The organism is Streptomyces sp. NPDC051183 (genome assembly GCF_040682455.1).
Taxonomy (GTDB): domain Bacteria; phylum Actinomycetota; class Actinomycetes; order Streptomycetales; family Streptomycetaceae; genus Streptomyces.
In genome coordinates, this window is the sequence record NZ_JBFBBA010000042.1 from 17,758 (window position 1) to 35,464 (window position 17,707).

Below are 17,707 nucleotides of genomic sequence, written 5' to 3' on the forward strand. Positions count from 1 at the left end.
AAGGGCATGTCAGTGCAGGAGTCGCAGGATTCGCAGGGACCGCAGGAACGGCGGGGCCCGCAGGGATCGCCCGAGGCAGCGCCGGATACGCCGGGCAGACCGGATGCACCGGACCCGCTGGAGGCCGCCTCCGCGGCCACCAGAAGTCTCCAAGGGTTGTCCACCGAGCTCACTGCCCGGGTGCCGCAACTGCTGGAGGCGATGCGCTCGGTCGGTACCGGCCTCGAACTGCACTCCACGCTGGACCGCATCTGCGAGACCGCGGCCGAACTCGCGGACGCCCGGTACGCGGCCATCGGGGTCGTGGACACCGAGGGCCGCGGGCTCTCGGACTTCGTCACGTACGGGGTCAGCCCCGAGACGACGCGGCGGATCGGACACCGTCCGGACGGGAAGCGGGGCCTGCTCGGCGCCCTGATCTCGCACCCCGACACGGTCCGGCTCGCCGATCTGACGAAGGATCCGCGCTCGGCCGGCTTCCCCCCGCACCACCCGCCCATGCGGACGTTCCTCGGCGTTCCGATCCGGGTCCAGGGGGAGATCTTCGGCAACCTGTACCTCGCCGAGAAGAACGGCGGCGGCCAGTTCAACGACTACGACGTCCACATGGTCCGGGTGCTGGCCACCGAGGCCGGTATCGCCATCGGCAACGCCCGCCTCTACGAGGCCGCCACCCAGCGCGAGCGGTGGATCGACGGCTCGGTGGCCGTCACCACCGCCCTGCTCTCGGGCGGGGATGCGGACGACGCCCTCGCGGTCGTCGCCGAACAGGCCCGGCACCTGGCCGATTCGGCCGCGGGGATCGTGATGCTGCCCGCCGAGGACGGCGGAATGGAGATCGTCGCCGTCTCCGCGGAGAACCCCGCCACCTCACTCGGGTTGGTGATCCCGGCCGAGAGCCCGGTGGTGGCCAGGCTGCTGGAGGGCGAGCCGGTCTTCGTGGACGATGCGGCCAGCGATCCGCGCATGATCAGCCGGCTGACCAGCCAGTACGGGGCCTGCATGATGCTGCCCCTGCAGAGCGGCGGCCGAGTGCTCGGCGCGTTGGTCACCCCACGGGCCCGAGGAAAGAGGCCTTTCACCGAGGCGGAACGAACCCTCGCCACGCAGTTCGCCTCCCAGGCGGCGCTCGCGCTGATGATGGCGGAGGCGCAGCGCGACCGGGAGCGGCTGGCCGTCTTCGAGGACCGCGACCGGATCGCCCGCGATCTGCACGACCTGGTCATCCAGCGGCTGTTCGCCACCGGGATGATGCTGGAGGGAGCCCAGCGCCGGTCCATCGTCCCTGAGGTCCGCGACGGGGTCGGCAAAGCCGTGGACGAGCTGGACGTGACGATCCAGGAGATCCGCACCGCGATCTTCGCGCTCCAGCAGGGACCGGCGGAGGCCCCCTCGGGACTGCGTACCCGGGTGCTGCGGGAGATCAACATGGCTGCCGTACCGCTGGGCTTCAAGCCCGCGCACCGCTTCCTCGGCCCGATCGACGCGGTCGTCGGCGAACTGGTGGGCAAGAACCTGATCGCCGCTCTGCGCGAGGCACTGTCGAACGCCTTCCGGCACGCGGACGCGGGCCGGATCGAGGTGGTCCTCGACTCCACCGTCACCTTGGCCGACGGACGGCCCGGGGTGCGGTTGGAGGTCGCCGACGACGGGGTGGGCATCGCCGAGGGCGGACGGCGCAGCGGGCTGCGCAATCTGCGCCGCCGGGCCGAGTCACTGGGCGGTTCCAGTTCCTACGGACCGGGCATCGGCGAGAACGGCGGCGGGACCACCCTGGTCTGGGAGGCCCCGCTCTAGGCTCTGCCGGTTGCCGCCTGCGCGGGCTCGCTACAGCTCGGACTCGGCGCGGGCGGCGCGGGCGGCGCGCTCGGCGCGCTCGGCGCGCTCGGCCAGGATCTGCTCGATGACGACGGCGACCCCGTCCTCGTTGTTGGCGACCGTCCGGCCGGACGCGGCCGCGATCACGGCCGGATGGGCGTTGGCCATCGCGTACGAGGTGCCCGCCCAGACGAGCATCTCGATGTCGTTCGGCATGTCCCCGAAGGCGACCACCTCCGTGGGGGAGATGCCGCGCTCCTCGCAGCACAGCTCCAGGGTGCTGGCCTTGGACACGCCCAGCCCGCTGATCTCCAGCAGGGCGGTCGGGCTTGAGCGGGTGATCGAGGCGTACGTGCCCGCGACGGAGCGGGCCAGGGTCAGGAACTCGTCCGGGGCCAGCTCGCCGTGGTGCGCGAGCAGCTTGAGCACGGGGGCGGAGTTCTCGTCCGTGTCCTCGGCGAGGAGCTTCTCGGCCGTGGCCACGTTGGCACCAGGGTCCTGGAAGAAGGGCGGGTAGGCCGGCTCGTAGTTGATCCCGGTGGTCAGCTCGACCGCGAAGGAAGTGCCGGGGGCAGCGGCTCGCAGGGCCTCCATCACCTTGAGTGCGGTGCTCCGGGGCAGCGCTCTGACCTCGACGAACTCCGGCTCCCCGCGCAGGTCGACCACGGCGGCACCGTTCGCGCAGATCGCCAGTCCATGGCCGTGTACGTGGTCGCGGACGACGTCCATCCAACGGGCCGGGCGGCCCGTGACGAAGAAGACCTCGATGCCGGCCTCTTCGGCGGCGGCGAGCGCGGCGATGGTCCGCGTCGAGACGGATTTGTCGTCGCGCAGCAGGGTGCCGTCGAGGTCGGTGGCGATGAGCCGGGGCGTGGGGGTTGGCCCGTCCGGGCACTGAGGAGCCGAGGTCACGGCTCCATCTTCACCCATGGGACTCGGGCGCAGAGCCAGGGCCGGTCGCACTCCCGGGCCGTGAGCGATGTTTCACGTGAAACAAGAGACCACCCAGCCATGTTTCACGTGAAACACGGCGGCAGGCCACCGTAGGCTCGATGCATGAGTCTGCGTCTGAGCACTGTGATCCTTCCGGTACGCGCGTGGCACGAGGGAGGCCGCGACCAGTGGGTGCGGGCCGAGCGGCTCGGCTTCCACACCGCCTATACCTACGACCACCTGTCCTGGCGGACCTTCCGGGACGGCCCGTGGTTCGGCGCGGTACCCACTCTGACCGCCGCGGCCGCCGTCACCGAGCGGATGCGTCTGGGCACCCTCGTCACTTCAGTCAAGCCTCGTTCGCCTATCGCAGCCTGACCTGGGAAGACGTACGCAGGGAAGATTCTGGTGCGGCCCCGAGGACAGTCAGGTCGAGATGAGCCGGATGCGCTTGCCGCACAGCTTGGCCATGTCGTCGATATCCGACGTGAGCATGGCCACCGGGCCTGGCTGGCGGAGCGCCAGCTCGGCGACGGTGGCGTCGATCGCGTACTTGTGGCCGTGCAGTCCGGCCTCTTTCAGCAGCCCAGCGGCGGCTCTGGCCGCCTGCTCGGTCACCGCTTCGACCTTGACCTGGGAGAGCACCCAGTTCAGTCGGGCGGTGTTCACGCGGGCGTGCATGACTTCCACGATGGTGTTGGAGCAGACCACCAGATCGGCTGCCATCGAATGGAAGGACCGGATCATCGCAAGCACGCCCCGGTCCTGCGAGATCCAGGCGGACAGACCTTGGGAGTCCAGTACGACGGTCTCCATGCGATTGCTCACGCAGCGCTCGCCGAGTCCTCGTGATCGGCCGTGCCGAAGATTCTGGCTTCGGCTGCGGCCAGCTCCTCGTCGGTGAAGGCGCCGTACTCCTCCTCGTAGCGGCGCAGCTCCTCACCGAGGAGCTGATGCCTGATCTGGCGGGCGACCGCCTCCGCGACGTAGCCGGAGACGTTGTTTGTGAGCCTCTTCAGCTCCGCCACCTGCTCCGTGGGCAGAGTGACCGTGATGCGGGTCGTATCGGCCATGGATTCAGCATACTGCGGTATGCATGTTGCTGTCGGGGCTTCTCCGCAAGGGCGCTCAGCGCCGTCCGATACCGAGCAGCTGACTCAGACGGCTGCCGATGACTGACACCCCCGGACGCGGCTCGCTCTCGAAGTACCAGGGCTTGCGTCGCCGCAGCAGCGTCTCGCCGTGCTCGCTCCAGGTGAATCCCGGTTTCCGCAGAAGCTTCCGGAACACCGCGTCGGCGGTGTTCGGGTGAGCGGAAGCCAGACGGCGGATCGGCAGCGGTGCGATCGACTCCTCGCGCAGGTACGTGCGCAGCAGGTCTTGGTGCTGCCTGCGCCCCGCCAGGGCAGGGTCTGCGAAGAGGTCCCGCAGCATCCCGTAGTCGGCGTAGAAGTTGAGGCCGTCGACCTCGTCGTGGATGACGCCGATGGTGTCCGAGTCCGCGAGTTCTCGCGGCAGCACGAAGGCCGGCAGGTCCAGGCCGGGAAGCAGTCTGCCCCGGCCACGGCGCGGCCGTCCGGCGACGGCGGCCTCCTGGCGGTGACGGTAGTAGGCGTTGAGAAGGTCTTCGGCCTCGGTGGGCGGAAGGATCAGTTCGTCACCCCCGCAGAACTCGACGAACGCGGCCCGGTCCTCGCGCATCCGCGCCCACCCCTGCTCGATCTTCTCGGGGTTGCGGAAGACGAGCTCGGGCCGGCTGGTGGCCAATTCAAGCGCGGCCTGCCCAATCTCGGCGGCGCTGGACTTCGGGTAGTACTCCATCGCCCCGGAGATCAGCCACGCCGTGTCGGCCGCGTGGACGGGCACCAGGCAGGCGAGGAGGAACCCTCCCTTGGACACTCCGCGGAAGGCCGCCCGCCCGACGTTCGAGTACGTGCGGTACTCCAGGTCGTCGACCAGGTTCAGCAGGACGATGGCGTCCCCGTCCTTGCGCCGGATCTCGAAGATCCCCTCGACCGGGTCACGCCAGCCGAGCAGCAGCTTCCGGTCCAGCTCGGTCAGATCCCGCCGTCGGGCCACGAAGCGGTCCACCACGGTCGACCCGTCCGGCAGGCGGTACCGCAGGAGGAAGTGATCGGTGATTCGGATCGCCGTGCCCTCGTCCAACTGCCGCTCAGGCCCTGCGGCATCAAGCAGGAGGGGCGTCAACCACTGGTCGAAGCGCGCACTCTGCCCGAAGACGACCAGCTCGCCCTTCAACTCGGCGCTGCGCTCGATGAGCTCACTGAGCGAGCGCCCATCGATGCCGTGATTCGCATCCCGTGCGGCGATTGCCACGTCCTGCCTTTCCGTACGAGCCGGTTCCGAGGTGGTGCGATCCGCTTGGCGTCAGCCGGCCCAGTGCCGGTAGGCCTCGACCCACTCGGCACCGTCCGGGGGAGGCGTCGGCATCGGCAGGTCCAGGATCCCGATCTCCTGCCGAACGTGGCCGCAAGAGCACAGAGCGACGATCCGGCCGTCCTGGGTGAGGTCGACGCCGCGCACGGTCACCTCGACCCCGAGAACCGTCGTGCCGAACGGCACCACAAGGTGCTCATCGATCATGGTGAACAGGCCGGTCAGCTGCTCGTCCTCGTTATACGCGTCCACGATGGCCTCATCGACCATCGCCTCAAGCTCGGCCTTACCCAGTACGCCCATGGCGCCACGCTAGTGGCCGCGCAGGTCACGCCGCTGCGGGTTGCGCGAACCCTCACCCGCCGGTGCGTAAGCGTAGGGTCGGGGGCATGCGACTGAGCACGGTGATCCTCCCCATCCACCGGTGGAGCGAGGGGCAGAAGATCTGGCGACGGGCCGAAGACCTCGGGTTCCACGCCGCATACACCTACGACCACCTGTCCTGGCGGTCCTTCCGGGACGGGCCGTGGTTCGGAGCGATCCCCACGCTCACGGCCGCGGCGACGGTGACGCGGAGTATCCGTTTGGGCACCCTTGTCACCTCGCCGAACTTCCGGCACCCGGTGACCCTCGCCAAGGACCTCATCAGCCTGGACGACATCTCCGGCGGGCGCGTGACCCTCGGCATCGGTGCGGGCGGCAATGGCTTCGACGCCACGGCCCTGGGCCAGGAGGCGTGGACCCCGCGCGAGCGCGCCGATCGCTTCGCAGAGTTCGTCGAGCTGCTGGACAAGCTGCTGACCGAAGACGCGGTGACCCAGCAGGGCACCTTCTACTCCGCCGACGAGGCCCGCAACATCCCCGGCTGCGTGCAGCGGCCGCGCCTGCCGTTCGCGGTCGCCGCGACCGGGCCGCGCGGCCTCAAGCTCGCCGCCGCCCACGGCCAGGCCTGGGTGACCACCGGCGATCCGAAGCTGTTCGAGGCGGGCACGCCCGAGCAGTCGCTGGAGGCCATGCGCGGGCAGATCGCCAAGCTGGACAAGGCGTTCGCGGAGATCGGGCGGGCACCCGAGCCCATGGAGAAGATCCTCCTGACCGGCTTCACCCCGGAGCGCAACACGATGCTGGAGTCGGTGGACGCCTTCGTCGACTTCGCGGGACGCCACCGCGAGCTCGGCTTCACCGAGCTGGTGATCCACGCGCCGATCCCGGACTCCGACTTCGCCGCCGACGAGCGCGTCTTCGAGCGGATCGCCACCGAGGCGCTCGCGCAGCTGGGCTGAGCCACCACCGGCTCCGGCCCTGCCGCCATCGGGCGGCGGGGCCGGAGCAGATGGCTCAGGCCATCAGGCCATCAGGCTCTTCGCGGACCGCTCCGCGCTGGGCAGCAGCCACTCCGGGGCCGTGCCCTCGGGCAGTGCCCGGAGCTCGTCGGCCAGAGCGGACATCCGGGCGGCGCCCGCTTCCGCACGGCCCAGCTCGTGCTCGGTCCAGGCGGCGCTGCTCAGGCACTGGAACCGGTCCTCCAGATGGTCCGTGCCCAGTTCCCCGTAGATCCCGGCCGCCCGGTCCCACAGGCGGACCTCCTCCAGCCGCAGCGCCTCAATCTCGGCCTTGTCCAGGAGTACGAGGCCGTCCGAGCCCGTGCCGGTCTCGTCTTCGTCTTCGTCCTCCTGGGTACTGACGCGCCGGTCGAGGACCTGGGCCAGCTGGTGCCAGGTCTGGGCGAGTTCGGAACGCAGCTCCGGTGCCTGCGGATCCGAGGCCAGCAAGACCTCCAGCACCGCGGCCGCCTCGTCCATCCGGGCCCGCGCCCGTGCCACTCCCGCGTCGGTGACCCCCTCGCGCAGCTCCAACCAGGCCAGCGAGCGCAGCATCCGTACCTCGGCGACCGGAACCCCGTCCGTCTGCCGGTGCAGTTCCAGGGCCCGCTCGTACGCGGCGACCGCCTCCGGCACCAGGTCGGCCATCGAGAGCTGGTCGGCCGCCGACTGGGCGAGACCCGCGTGCGGACGCTGGTCCTCCCAGTCCTTCGCCAACTCCGCCGCCAGCAGGTACTGCTCGGCCGCCGGCCGCGGCTCCCGCAGCTCGCCCAGCAGGTCGCCCAGGAACTCCCGGACGGAAACGGCCTGCCCCTCGCCGTGCTCCAGGAGGTCCGGCAGCGTCGACTGCAGCACCTCCGCCGCGTCGGCGGGGCGACCGTCCCGTGCGTACGCCCGGGCCAGCAGCAGCCGGGCCTGGGCCCCGCCGTCCGCGGTGCGACCGGCCTGGTCGAACCAGTGCGCCGCGGTCAGGGCGTGTACGGTCGCCTCCCCCGCCGCCCCGCACCGCAGCAGGATGTCCGCCAGGGTGAGCCGTACGACGCCCTGCGTATCGGCATCGGTCACCTCCGAGGCGTGTTCCAGCGCGGAAAGTGCCGCCTCCTGGGCCTCCTCGGGCCGGCCGAGCGAGACCAGTACGCCGGCCCGCAGTGCCAGGGGGTCCACCGCCTCCCACGGCCGACCCGCCGCGACCGACCGGGCGGCAGCCGCGGCCAGCAGTGTCGCGGCCCTGTCGGGGTCCCCCTGCGACAGGGCCAGGCGCCCGAGCGTCTCCTCGGCCTCCGCGACCACGTCGGGGAGCGTCTCGTCGTAGGCCGCGGCGAAGGCGGCCAGTTCGGCGGCGAACTCGTCGTGCCCGTCGGAGTGGCCGTGGCCGTGGTCGTGGCCGTCGCCCGGCGCGTCCGAGTGGGCGGCCTCGACCGAGCGCAGGTAGGACTCCACGCGGATCGAGGTCAGTTCCGCGAGCGCGATCCGGCGGGTGCGCAGCGGCTCGGCCGGATCCAAGGCCTCCGCGGACTGCAGGGCCGCCGCGAGCAGTGCCCGGATCTCCCCCGGCGCGCCGACGGCCTGCGCGGCCGCGGTCGCCAGCCGCAGTTCGGCCAGGGCCGCCCGCTCCGCCCGGCCGAGGGCGCGATACCGGTCGCGGACCGCCGTCAGCAGCTCGGCCGCGTCGGCAGCGCCGCTCCGGGCGGCGGACAGCGCACGATGGTCCGCCACGTCCGCCAGGAGCAGGGGTTCGGCGTCCTGCCCGTCCTGCCCGCTCCGCTCGTCCAGCCGTGCGGCCACCTCGGCCCACAGCCCGTCGGCGGCCGGATGCCCCTGGTCGCGGGCCTGCCGGGCGCGCTCCACCAACTCGGCGAAGTCGGTGGCCGGCGCCGCGGCGGGCACCGGGAAGAGAGCCGGTGCCGGGACCCCGGCCGGCTCGGGCAGCGCTGTGCTGCGTACCCCGAGCGGCAGTACGTCGAGCAGTGGAGCCTGCTCGATGCGGGTGCGGAGCACGTCCGACGTCCGGGTGTTGCCGTTGCGCACGTCGAAGCGCCCGGCGATTCCCAGGGCCTCGGCATGCAGGATCCCGTACAGCTCGTCGACCGTCCGGGGGGAGCCCTCGTACGACACGGACGGGTCGGCGCCGTGCCCGAGCAGGCTCAGCCGGCGCAGCAGGACCAGGACGCCGCCGTAGAACTCCATCTGCGACTCGACGTCCGCGAGAGGGCCCAGGAGGGCGGTGTGCTCGGTGAGGATCTCCAGGCCGCGCGGTTCGTTGCCGGTGAGGGCACAGAACTCGATGTGCTCGCCGATCGAGCGCAACAGGCTCTCCGTGCCCCGCGCCATGCGGTAGCCGCGCAGGTGGTGGGACCGGGCCTCGTCGGCGCGCCCGAGGCGGACGAGGGGGAGCAGCGAGCGGGCGAGCACCCGGTGCGGTTCCTCCCGGCAGGTCTGACTGCCCGCGAGTACCGGCTCCCAGATCTCGATCGCCTTCGCGTCATCGCCCTTGATCGTCCAGAACCAGCCCTGGGTGTGGGTCTCGCAGGCATGGCAGTCGCTCATGCCGTCGCGCTCAGCGGCCCGCCAGCGGTTGATGGCCCGCTCGGCGCGCTCGTCGTCACCGATGGCGTGCGCGAGGTAGAACTCCGACTGGCGTACGGCCCGCTCGCTGTATCCGGCGAGCCGGTAGCGACGTTCCATGTCCTCCAGCCAGCCCGTGGCGGACTCCAGCGGGATCTCGGGGGACTCCACGATCCGGCCGGACACCCATTTGAACCGCCAGAACAGGTCATAGGTGTCCCGCGTGCCGAAGGCGCCCGGGTCCCGATCGTACTCCTGGAGCAGCCGGGCGAACGGGATCACCATGCGGGTCCGCTCGGCGCTGTACTCGTAGGCGTCGATCTGGGCGATCAGCGCCTGCCGGAACAGCTCCGGGTCACCGCAGACCTCCGCGGCCGCGGTCAGCACCTCGGCCTGCGCGTTGCGCGCGGGGCCGTGGGGCAGCCGGCGGTTCTCGTACAGCGCCTGCTGGATCTCCTCGGCCGTCATGCTGTTCACTTGTCGTCCTCCCGGGAGTCGGCGGAGTGGGTCGCCCATTCCAGGAGCCCGAGGAAGGCCCGGTTGAGCAGGGTGGAGTCGGCGGGGCGCAGCGGCCGCTGGGACATCAGCAGGGCCTGCCCGTACAGCGATTCGACGGCGGTGCCGGTCAGGGCGGCGTCGGGGAGGGCGGCGATCCGGCGGATCAGCGGGTTGTTGTGGTTGAGGACGAGCCGGGCCCGCGGAGCGGACCCGCGCAGCGCGCCGAGGATGCCGCTCCACAGGGAGTCGGCGCTGTCCAGCGCGGCGGTGCGGTCGCGTTCCTGCCGGGCCTGGCGGTCGTCGAGGTACAGCGCGGGGACGGACACGGGCTGGAAGGCGCGCAGCGCCACGTCACAGCCCTGCGGCTCCAGCCGGGTACGGGCGGTCGACAGGAAGGAGGCGAGCGCCAGTTCGGCGGCTGCCGGGACGGGGTCGAGCCGCTCGGTGACGGCTCCGGCGTCCAGTTCGGAGACCTTGAGCCCGGGCCGTACGGCGGGCAGCAGGGCCAGCAGGTCCGCGTCGTAGGTGTAGCCGGCGTTGATGACGCCGAGGCCGTGGGCCGCGGCGATCGGGGCGATCTGGCGGAACTCCTCGACGGTGCGGGTGAAGTGGATCTCGGAGTGGGCGGCCGCGAACTCCTCCAGGCTCATCGAGCCGTTGCTGGTCTCGAACGGCAGCCACGGCAGCATGAGGCCGAACAGCTCCGCGTCGTGCCGGGCCAGGGACTTCACGCCGAGGTGGTGGACGCTCAGGAACGCGGCCAGGCGCTCGGGGTCGCTCGCCGCGAGTTCGGTGAGCCAGGCCCGGACGCGGGCTCCGAGGGCCTCGCGTACGGCGCCCAGGGTTTCGTCGTCGTACAGGTTCTCGCGGGAGGCGGTGGGCCGCAGCGTGTCGGTGTCGAGGACGGCGCGGACGAAGAAGGCCCAGTCGGGCAGCAGGTTGTCGGCCTTGTCGGTGAGCAGCATGCCCTTGAGGTGGACACGGTGGCCGGCCCGGTGGGCGGGGCTGGTCGGCTCGGGCAGGACGTACGCCACTCCGCGCACTCCGGCGACGGGCAGGTCGAGGTCGATGCTGTCGAGCGGGGAGAAGCCGAAGAGCTGGTCGCAGTGCCCGGCGAGCGCGACGCGGCGGGCGGCGGGGGTGGGGAAGGGCCGGTCCCACACGGGGGGCCGGTCGGTGATGTGGCGCGGCTCGCCGCCGGAGCCGTCGTCGAAGGTGATGTCGTACGGGAGCAGGGAGCCGTAATCGCGGGCGAGCTGCTCGACCTTGGCCGGCTCGGCCCACTCCTCGGCGCCGGGGCGGGCCTGGAGGGTGACGGTGGTGCCGGGCTCCGGGCGGGCCTCGGGCGGCAGTTCGCGGACGGTGTACGAGCCGTCGTCCGTGGCCAGCCACTCGACGGGCGCGGCCTCGGGGTCGCGGGCGGAGCGGGTGACGACGCGGATCTGCCGGGCGACGACGAAGCAGGCGAGCAGGCCGATGCCGAACTGGCCGAGGAATTCCTGGCGGGTGGTCTCCAGGCCGTGCTCTCCGCCGCGCTTGGAGCTGCGGCCGATGGTGGCGAGGAGGGAGTGCGCCTCGGTCGCGGTGAGGCCGATGCCGCTGTCCTCGATGGTCACGGTTCCGGCGGTGGCGCAGAGCCGGATGTGCACCCGGGCCTCGGGGTCGAAGCCATGGCGGGCGGTGACGGCGTCGACGGCGTTCTGCAGGAGCTCGCGGACGTAGACGCGCGGGCTGGAGTAGAGGTGGTGGGAGAGCAGGTCGACCAGGCCGCGCAGATCGACCTGGAAGGTGCTGGTCGCCGCCCCGGGAGCCGGATCCGGAGTCGGAGCCGGAGCCGGAACGGGAGTGGGAACGGATGGGGGTGTGGACGTCATGGTGCGTCACCTCGTGTGTTCGCGCGGGTGGTTCGGCGATCGCGAGGTGCCCCCCTCACGTATCCCGGAGTGGGCAACAGAGTAGGGCGATGATCCGACAATCACCCTGAGTGAATTCCCCCGGTGCCCCTGACCCCCCGGTGCCCCTGCCCCCCCCCCGGCGCCCAAGGGATCAGGGGAAGCGCAGGAACTGCGGCGGTACGGCGTCCGCCAGCCAGACCCCGTTGGCGCTGACCCGGAAGACGTGTCCGGCCGCACGCATCGCCCCCGCGTCCACGCTGATCACGATCGGCCGGCCGCGGCGCGCGCCGACGCGGGTGGCGGTCTCGCGGTCCGGGGACAGGTGCACGTGGTGGCGGGCCATCGGGCGCAGGCCCTCGGCGCGGATCGCGTCCAGGGCGGCGGCGACGGTGCCGTGGTAGAGGTACGCGGGCGGCTCGGCCTCCGGCAGACCCAGGTCCACCGGGACGGTGTGCCCCTGGCTGGCGCGGATCCGGGTGCCCTGCACGGCGAACCGCTGCTTGTCGTTGGCGGCCACGACGTGGTCGAGCTCGGCGCGGCTGATGGCGAACCCGTGGGCCGCGGCCGCGCTCAGCAGATCGTCGATCTCCACCCAGCCCTGGGGATCGAGCACCAGTCCGATGCGATCCGGCTGATGCCGCAGGTGTTTCGAGACGTATTTGGACACCTTCACGGTGCGCCTGTCATCCATGCGCCCAGCGTGCCCGGTCCGCAGGGCCTCCGACAGGGATTTTCCGACGGTCGACAGGGGGTGGACACCCTCTATCGCCTTTCCGAGATGCGGAATATATTTTCCGCTGCCACTTCTGTTCAGGGGAGAATCCATGACGACCCACGCGTCTCTGCCACGCCGCGCGGCCGCCGAGCTCATCGGCACCGCCGGCCTGCTCGTGGTGGTGATCGGATCCGGGATACAGGCCGCCGAGCTGAGCCGCGACACGGGTGTCGCCCTCATCGCCAACTCGCTCGCCTCCGCCATCGGCCTCGGACTGATCATCACCCTCTTCGGGCCTCTCTCCGGCGCCCATCTCAACCCGGTGGTCACCCTCACCTCCTGGTGGGGCCGGCGTACCGGCGGCGAGGGACTCGCGGGCCGGGACGCCCTCGTCTACACCGCCTCGCAGATCGCCGGAGCCATCGGCGGGGCGGTCCTCGCGGAGGCCATGTTCGGCCGTACCCCGGGCGCCTTCTCCACCCAGGTCCGCGACGGGGGCCACCTGCTCATCGGCGAGGTGGTCGCCACCGCCGGGCTGGTCCTCGTCATCCAGGGCCTCGGCCGGATCGGGCGCCCGAGGCTCATCCCGCCCGCGGTCGCCGCGTACATCGCCGCCGCGATCTGGTTCACGTCCTCGGGCTCCTTCGCCAACCCGGCCGGCACCATCGGGCGCTCCTTCAGCGACTCCTTCGCCGGCATCGCCCCGCAGTCCCTGCCCGGGTTCGTCACCGCCCAGCTGCTCGGCGGGGCCCTGGGCCTGGTCCTGGCGGCCATGCTCTACGGCCGCGCCCAGCGGGTGGCGACCGTCGTCGCCACCGGCGTCGGCAACCCGGAACAGGTGGCCGGAAACAGCCCGGCAGACCCGGCCTACGAGGCCGTCAGCTGAGCCTCCTGGCCTGGTTCCCCACAGCTCCACAGGAGTTGTCCACAGCTGTCCACAGCCCTTTGGTCCGGTTTCGACTGCAAAAGCGGGATCCGCCCTGTGGACTACTGATCGACTGCTACCGGCCGCCGCCGCGGCGCGCCAGATCGTTCATCGTCCGGGCCTGCAGCTCCCGCTCCGTCGCGGCCCGGACGAACTCCGCGACATGGTCCGCGCCCACCAGGTCCTGCACCGCCCGCACCGTCTCGGCCGGCAGCGCCACCGGTGCCGGTCCCGCGGGCTGGGGGGGCGCCGCCGTCCCCAGGTGCCGCTGGAGGTGCCGGGTCGCGAACAGCCGCATGGCCCGCGCCAGCTCCGCGTCCACCGTCTGCTGTGCCAGCGGCCGCAGCCTCCGTACCATCGTCGCCGCCTCGGCCGCGTCCGCATCGGTCGGAGGCACCGGCCCGAGGTACCGGGCGAAGACGTGCTCGGTGGTGAACTCCAGGAAGCGCGAGGCGATGTGCTCCACCTGCCCGCGCAGCTCCCGCAGGTGGCCGGTGATCGCCGGCAGCGGCACCCCGGCCGCGTAGAGCTCGGCGGCCACGGCCAGCTCCTGCGGTGAGGGCACCAGGAACTGGTCCGGGCGGCCCGGGATCCGCTCCAGCACCCCCAGCTCGCAGGCCTCGCCCACGGCGTCGTCGTCGGGCTTGCCTCCGAACCGGTCGTTCAGCTCGTCCCGGCTGATCCGGGCCGCTTCCTCGTCGGTCCACGGCCCGTGCACCTCGGCGACCAGTCCCAGGACGCCGCCCAGCCCGCGTCCCGCGTCCCAGGCCTCCAGCAACTCCTTGATGGAGGCCAGGGTGTAGCCGCGGTCCAGCAGGTCGGCGATCTGCCGCAGCCGAGCCAGGTGCGTGTCCCGGTACACGTTGGAACGGCCTCGCCGCTCCGGCTTGGGCAGCAGACCGCGGTCCTGGTACGCCCGGATCGTGCGAACGGTCGCACCGCTGTGGTGCGCCAGATCCTCGATCCGGTACTCGGCTACTGCCTGTTCGGACAACCCCGGCTCCCTACGACATGGCGGCTCGGCCGACCGCGCCCGCGGCGGTCCGGGCGGCAGGCGAAGCCGCAAGGTACTCGACCGCCCTGCGCAGCGAGCCCTCCTGCGAGGGATGGTACGACCGCCGCAGGTAGCGGGGTATGGCCGTGCCGAGCTCTCTCCACGTCGGCAGCAGCCCCTTGGCCACGGCCCGGTTGTGCGCGCGCAGCGAATAGCGCGTCCGACCGCGCAGTCCGGGGTCGTTGCGCATGAGGTACGAGGCCCCCCACACCCACAGCCAGCCCAGCACCGGGGCGACCACGACCATGCCCTCCACGCGCCGCGCGTACCGGAGCAGCCCGGCTCCCCCGCAGTGCTGGTACATGTCGAAGGCGACGGAGCGGTGCTCCACCTCCTCCGCTCCGTGCCAGCGCAGCAGGTCCAGCATGATCTCGTCCGCGCCGGCCCGGTCGAGCCCCTCGGCGCGCAGCACCCAGTCCCCGAGGACCGCCGTGAACTGCTCGATCGCGGCGATCAGCGAGAGCCGGAAGCGCAGCCACTCCTGCGCCGTGATCGGCGCCCCGAAGGGCGGGGTCTCGCCCAGCAGCTTCTCGAAGAGGAAGTCCACGTGCTTCGTGTACGGCTCGGTCGGCAGGCCCTGCTCCGCGAGGTGGTCCAGGACGTAGGAGTGCTGCACGCTGTGCGTGGCCTCCTGGCCCATGAACCCCTTCACGTCCTTGCGCAGCCCCGGGTCGGTGACCAGCGGCAGGCCCTCCTTGAAGACCTTCACGAACCACCGCTCGCCGGCGGGCAGCAGCAGGTGCAGCACGTTGATGACGTGGGTGGCAGTGGGCTCGTCGGGTATCCAGTGCAGCGGGGTGGTCTTCCAGTCGAAGGCCACCCGGCGCGGAACGATCGCGTACGACGCCCCCTGCGGCCCCGGTGCCGGTACGCCCGGCTGCTCCGCGGCCCGGCTCACAGCGGGGGCTCCAGCTTCGCGAAGGCCCGCAGCGTGCGCGGGGCGAAGCGGGACATCCACAGGGCGCCCTTGGACTCGGGGGTCACCGGGACCACGGCTTCGTTGCGCACCACGGCCTTCAGGATCGCGTCGGCGACCTTCTCCGGCGGGAAGTTGCGCAGCCCGTAGAGCCGCGAGGAGCGCTGCTGGCGGCGCTTCTCCTCGGCCTCGTCCACTCCGGCGAACCGGGAGGTGGCGGTGATGTTGGTGTTGACGATGCCCGGGCAGATCGCCGAGACCCCGATCGACTTCGAGGCCAGCTCGGCGCGCAGGCACTCGCTCAGCATCAGCACCGCCGCCTTGGACGTGCTGTACGCGGGCAGGGTCCGGGACGGCAGATAGGCCGCGGCGGAGGCGGTGTTGACGATGTGGCCGCCCTGGCCGCGCTCGGCCATCTGCCGGCCGAAGATCCGGCAGCCGTGGATGACGCCCCACAGGTTGACGTCGAGGACCTTCTTCCAGTCCTCGGAGCTGGTCTCCAGGAAGGGGCCCGACAGGCCGATCCCGGCGTTGTTGACCAGGACGTCCACGATTCCGTGCTCGGCCGCGACCTTCGCCGCGAGCTCCTCCATCGCCTGCTCGTCGCTCACGTCCACGCACTCGCCCCAGGCCTCGGGGGCGCCGACGAGGCGGGCCATGTCGGCCGTGCGCGCCGCGCCCTCGGCGTCCCGGTCCACGCACACCACGCGGGCCCCGGCCTCGGCGAATGCGAAGGCGGTGGCCCGGCCGATGCCGCTGGCCGCGCCGGTGACCAGGACCAGCTGGCCGCCGAACCGGTCGGCGTACTTCCCCGGGGCCTTCTGCTCCGGCGCCCGCGTGGCGGGCTCCTCCCGCGCGGTGACGAACTCGGTGATCCACGAGGCCAGCTGGTCGGGCCGGGTCCGGGGCACCCAGTGCTTGGCCGGCAGGGTGCGGCGCACCAGGTCGGGGGCCCACAGTTCGAGGTCGTCGTAGAGCCGCTCGGAGAGGAAGGCGTCCCCGGTCGGGGTGATCAGCTGGACCGGTACGTGCGCGTACGCGTCGGCGCGGGGCCGGCGCAGGTGCGGCCGGACGTTGTCCCGGTAGAGCCAGGCGCCGTGCGCCGCGTCGGAGGGCAGCGAGGCCGTCGGGTAGGACCCGGCCGGAACCTGCTCGATCCGCTGGAGGATTCCCGGCCACCGCTTGCCGAGCGGCCCGCGCCAGGCGAGCTCCGGCAGCACGGGGGTGTGGAGCATGTACACGTACCAGGACTTGGCGCCCTGGCTCAGCAGCTGCGCGGCCCGGCGCGGGGTCGGCCGCGCCATCCGCTTCTTGATCCAGTGCCCGAAGTGGTCGAGGGAGGGCCCCGACATCGAGGTGAAGGAGGCGATCCGGCCCTCGGTGCGGCCGACCGTGGCGAACTCCCAGCCCTGCACAGAGCCCCAGTCGTGCCCGACCAGGTGCACCGGCCGGTCCGGGCTGACCGCGTCCACCACGGCCAGGAAGTCGTCGGTCAGCTTCGCCAGGGTGAAACCCCCGCGCAGTGGCTTCGGCGCCGTGGAGCGCCCGTGACCGCGCACGTCATAGAGCACGACGTGGAAACGCGTGGCCAGCCGCTCGGCGACCTCCGACCAGACCTCCTTGCTGTCCGGGTACCCGTGCACCAGCACCACGGTCGGCCGGTCCGCCTCGCCGAGCTCGACGACGCACAGCTCGACCCCGCCGCTGCTCACCCAGCGCTCGCGCGCCCCCGCGATTCCCGTCCCGCTCATGCCGTCTGCTCCTCAGCCCAGCGCCGCACGTGCGGCAGATCGTCGTCCAGCCAGAACGCGCTCTCCTCGGGGTCCCGGGAGTCGGTGACGACCAGGATCTCCTCGAACTTCGCGCCGGTGCCCCGGAAGCCCAGGTGCGGCTCCACCGCCCACAGGCCGGGCTGGGGCGGATGGTCGGAGAAGTGGTAGGGACTCCACAGCGGGGACCAGCCCTCACGGTGCCCGTGCAGGGCATCGGCGGCCAGCCCCTTCAGGGCCTGCGTGCCGAACCCGAACGCCGTCGGCGACCAGCGCCGCTCCTTGACCCGGTCTATCTTGTGCGCGATCACCCCGAAGGGGTAGGCGCGGTGCCGGTTCGCGTACCCCTGGCGGATCATGAGCCGCTCGACGTCCTCGTAGATGTCGCGCAGCGAGCGGCGCTCGCGCACCTGCTCCAGGATCAGCTCGCGGTGCGCCTTGAGGTCCGAGAGCAGCCGGTCGTGCATGGGGTTGAGCCCGAGGCAGCCCGAGTACCCGATGTCGGCGGTGTAGCCCTTGTAGACCGGTGCCATGTCGAGGATGAACGGCATCCCCGGCTCCAGCGCCCGGTTCGTCGGGAAGAACTGCAGGGGGATCTTGAAGTTCACGAAGGCGGTGCGGTCCCCGAACCAGGCGAACGGCATGTGGAACCAGTCCCGCACCCCGCGCTCGCGCAGCCAATCGCGCTGCATCCGCGCGGCCTCGCGCTCGGTCACGCCCGGCCGCAGCTGCGCCGCGACGGCCTCCGCGCACTCGTAGGAGAGGCGCTGTACTTCCCGGAACCCGCTCAGTTCGGCGGAGAGTCGCGCGGTGCGTTGCTTGGTGTCCCCAGCCATACCAGCCCGTCCATCCCTACTAGCCGTACGCGCCCGTAACTTGACACTGATGAATGTGACAATG

At 71.8% G+C, this 17,707-nt stretch carries 16 protein-coding genes; 4 read left to right on the top strand and 12 right to left on the bottom strand.

The annotated features are described in order from the left end of the window. Positions 1–6: 6 nt before the first annotated feature. The gene (locus tag AB0M99_RS30070; RefSeq protein ID WP_365925948.1) at positions 7–1,797 is read left to right on the top strand and encodes a GAF domain-containing protein; all 1,791 of its coding nucleotides are present in this window, start codon (positions 7–9) and stop codon (positions 1,795–1,797) included. Positions 1,798–1,827: 30 nt separating this feature from the next. On the opposite strand, the gene AB0M99_RS30075 is transcribed toward AB0M99_RS30070, so the two are convergent. Further along, positions 1,828–2,748, bottom strand: a complete 921-nt coding sequence (locus tag AB0M99_RS30075; RefSeq protein WP_365925950.1) for a Cof-type HAD-IIB family hydrolase — start codon at positions 2,746–2,748, stop codon at positions 1,828–1,830. Between the two features lie 126 nt (positions 2,749–2,874). Here AB0M99_RS30075 and AB0M99_RS30080 point away from each other — a divergent pair, with 126 nt between their 5' ends. Continuing rightward, positions 2,875–3,129, top strand: a complete 255-nt coding sequence (locus AB0M99_RS30080; protein ID WP_365925952.1) for an LLM class flavin-dependent oxidoreductase — start codon at positions 2,875–2,877, stop codon at positions 3,127–3,129. Between the two features lie 48 nt (positions 3,130–3,177). Here the strand turns inward: AB0M99_RS30080 and AB0M99_RS30085 are convergent, their stop codons facing one another. The 4 genes from AB0M99_RS30085 to AB0M99_RS30100 are packed head-to-tail and all read right to left on the bottom strand — an operon-like array spanning position 3,178 to position 5,451. Beyond that, positions 3,178–3,579, bottom strand: coding sequence for a DNA-binding protein (locus AB0M99_RS30085; RefSeq protein WP_365925954.1), 402 nt, complete (start codon positions 3,577–3,579; stop codon positions 3,178–3,180). Next, a complete protein-coding gene (locus tag AB0M99_RS30090; RefSeq protein WP_365925956.1) occupies positions 3,576–3,824 on the bottom strand; it encodes a hypothetical protein in 249 nt (82 codons plus the stop codon). Before AB0M99_RS30090 ends, AB0M99_RS30085 begins: the two co-directional genes overlap by 4 nt. A 55-nt stretch (positions 3,825–3,879) precedes the next feature. After that, positions 3,880–5,088 (bottom strand): hypothetical protein, encoded by a 1,209-nt coding sequence (locus AB0M99_RS30095; RefSeq protein WP_365925958.1) that lies wholly within the window; start codon positions 5,086–5,088, stop codon positions 3,880–3,882. A 51-nt stretch (positions 5,089–5,139) separates the two neighbouring features. Next, entirely contained in the window at positions 5,140–5,451 is a 312-nt protein-coding gene (locus AB0M99_RS30100; protein WP_365925960.1) for a hypothetical protein, read from the bottom strand. An 86-nt stretch (positions 5,452–5,537) separates the two neighbouring features. On the opposite strand from AB0M99_RS30100, the gene AB0M99_RS30105 reads away from it, so the two are divergent. After that, positions 5,538–6,431 (top strand): LLM class flavin-dependent oxidoreductase, encoded by an 894-nt coding sequence (locus AB0M99_RS30105; RefSeq protein ID WP_365925962.1) that lies wholly within the window; start codon positions 5,538–5,540, stop codon positions 6,429–6,431. 63 nt (positions 6,432–6,494) lie between these two features. On the opposite strand, the gene AB0M99_RS30110 is transcribed toward AB0M99_RS30105, so the two are convergent. The 3 genes from AB0M99_RS30110 to AB0M99_RS30120 form a co-directional block, all read right to left on the bottom strand. Continuing rightward, positions 6,495–9,512 carry a tetratricopeptide repeat protein gene (locus AB0M99_RS30110; RefSeq protein ID WP_365925964.1) on the bottom strand — a complete coding sequence of 1,006 codons (3,018 nt, stop codon included), beginning with the start codon at positions 9,510–9,512 and terminating at the stop codon, positions 6,495–6,497. Then, a complete protein-coding gene (locus tag AB0M99_RS30115) occupies positions 9,509–11,407 on the bottom strand; it encodes an HSP90 family protein (RefSeq protein ID WP_365925966.1) in 1,899 nt (632 codons plus the stop codon). The genes AB0M99_RS30110 and AB0M99_RS30115 overlap by 4 nt, the downstream gene beginning before the upstream one ends. A gap of 172 nt (positions 11,408–11,579) precedes the next feature. Then, positions 11,580–12,119 carry an RNA 2'-phosphotransferase gene (locus AB0M99_RS30120; protein WP_365925968.1) on the bottom strand — a complete coding sequence of 180 codons (540 nt, stop codon included), beginning with the start codon at positions 12,117–12,119 and terminating at the stop codon, positions 11,580–11,582. 133 nt (positions 12,120–12,252) lie between these two features. Here AB0M99_RS30120 and AB0M99_RS30125 point away from each other — a divergent pair, with 133 nt between their 5' ends. Then, positions 12,253–13,029 carry an aquaporin gene (locus tag AB0M99_RS30125; protein WP_365925970.1) on the top strand — a complete coding sequence of 259 codons (777 nt, stop codon included), beginning with the start codon at positions 12,253–12,255 and terminating at the stop codon, positions 13,027–13,029. 115 nt (positions 13,030–13,144) lie between these two features. Here AB0M99_RS30125 and AB0M99_RS30130 read toward each other — a convergent pair whose 3' ends face one another. Genes AB0M99_RS30130 through AB0M99_RS30145 form a run of 4 tightly spaced genes read right to left on the bottom strand, consistent with a single transcriptional unit; the run spans position 13,145 to position 17,643 of the window. Further along, complete coding sequence (locus AB0M99_RS30130; RefSeq protein WP_365925972.1) at positions 13,145–14,062, bottom strand: MerR family transcriptional regulator; 918 nt, start codon at positions 14,060–14,062, stop codon at positions 13,145–13,147. Between the two features lie 10 nt (positions 14,063–14,072). Beyond that, positions 14,073–14,957: a metal-dependent hydrolase gene (locus AB0M99_RS30135; RefSeq protein WP_365926037.1), complete on the bottom strand. Its 885-nt coding sequence runs from the start codon at positions 14,955–14,957 to the stop codon at positions 14,073–14,075. Between the two features lie 59 nt (positions 14,958–15,016). After that, positions 15,017–16,789 carry an SDR family oxidoreductase gene (locus AB0M99_RS30140; protein WP_365925974.1) on the bottom strand — a complete coding sequence of 591 codons (1,773 nt, stop codon included), beginning with the start codon at positions 16,787–16,789 and terminating at the stop codon, positions 15,017–15,019. Then, complete coding sequence (locus AB0M99_RS30145; protein WP_365925976.1) at positions 16,786–17,643, bottom strand: M24 family metallopeptidase; 858 nt, start codon at positions 17,641–17,643, stop codon at positions 16,786–16,788. Before AB0M99_RS30145 ends, AB0M99_RS30140 begins: the two co-directional genes overlap by 4 nt. Positions 17,644–17,707 lie beyond the last annotated feature (64 nt).

Bases quoted from the DNA above. Each gene is read 5' to 3' on its own strand.
- AB0M99_RS30125 (WP_365925970.1), top strand. From the start codon at position 12,253: ATGACGACCCACGCGTCTCTGCCACGCCGCGCGGCCGCCGAGCTCATC.
- AB0M99_RS30115 (WP_365925966.1), bottom strand. From the start codon at position 11,407: ATGACGTCCACACCCCCATCCGTTCCCACTCCCGTTCCGGCTCCGGCT.
- AB0M99_RS30070 (WP_365925948.1), top strand. From the start codon at position 7: ATGTCAGTGCAGGAGTCGCAGGATTCGCAGGGACCGCAGGAACGGCGG.
- AB0M99_RS30100 (WP_365925960.1), bottom strand. From the start codon at position 5,451: ATGGGCGTACTGGGTAAGGCCGAGCTTGAGGCGATGGTCGATGAGGCC.
- AB0M99_RS30090 (WP_365925956.1), bottom strand. From the start codon at position 3,824: ATGGCCGATACGACCCGCATCACGGTCACTCTGCCCACGGAGCAGGTG.
- AB0M99_RS30140 (WP_365925974.1), bottom strand. From the start codon at position 16,789: ATGAGCGGGACGGGAATCGCGGGGGCGCGCGAGCGCTGGGTGAGCAGC.
- AB0M99_RS30080 (WP_365925952.1), top strand. From the start codon at position 2,875: ATGAGTCTGCGTCTGAGCACTGTGATCCTTCCGGTACGCGCGTGGCAC.
- AB0M99_RS30075 (WP_365925950.1), bottom strand. From the start codon at position 2,748: ATGGGTGAAGATGGAGCCGTGACCTCGGCTCCTCAGTGCCCGGACGGG.
- AB0M99_RS30120 (WP_365925968.1), bottom strand. From the start codon at position 12,119: ATGGATGACAGGCGCACCGTGAAGGTGTCCAAATACGTCTCGAAACAC.
- AB0M99_RS30145 (WP_365925976.1), bottom strand. From the start codon at position 17,643: ATGGCTGGGGACACCAAGCAACGCACCGCGCGACTCTCCGCCGAACTG.
- AB0M99_RS30105 (WP_365925962.1), top strand. From the start codon at position 5,538: ATGCGACTGAGCACGGTGATCCTCCCCATCCACCGGTGGAGCGAGGGG.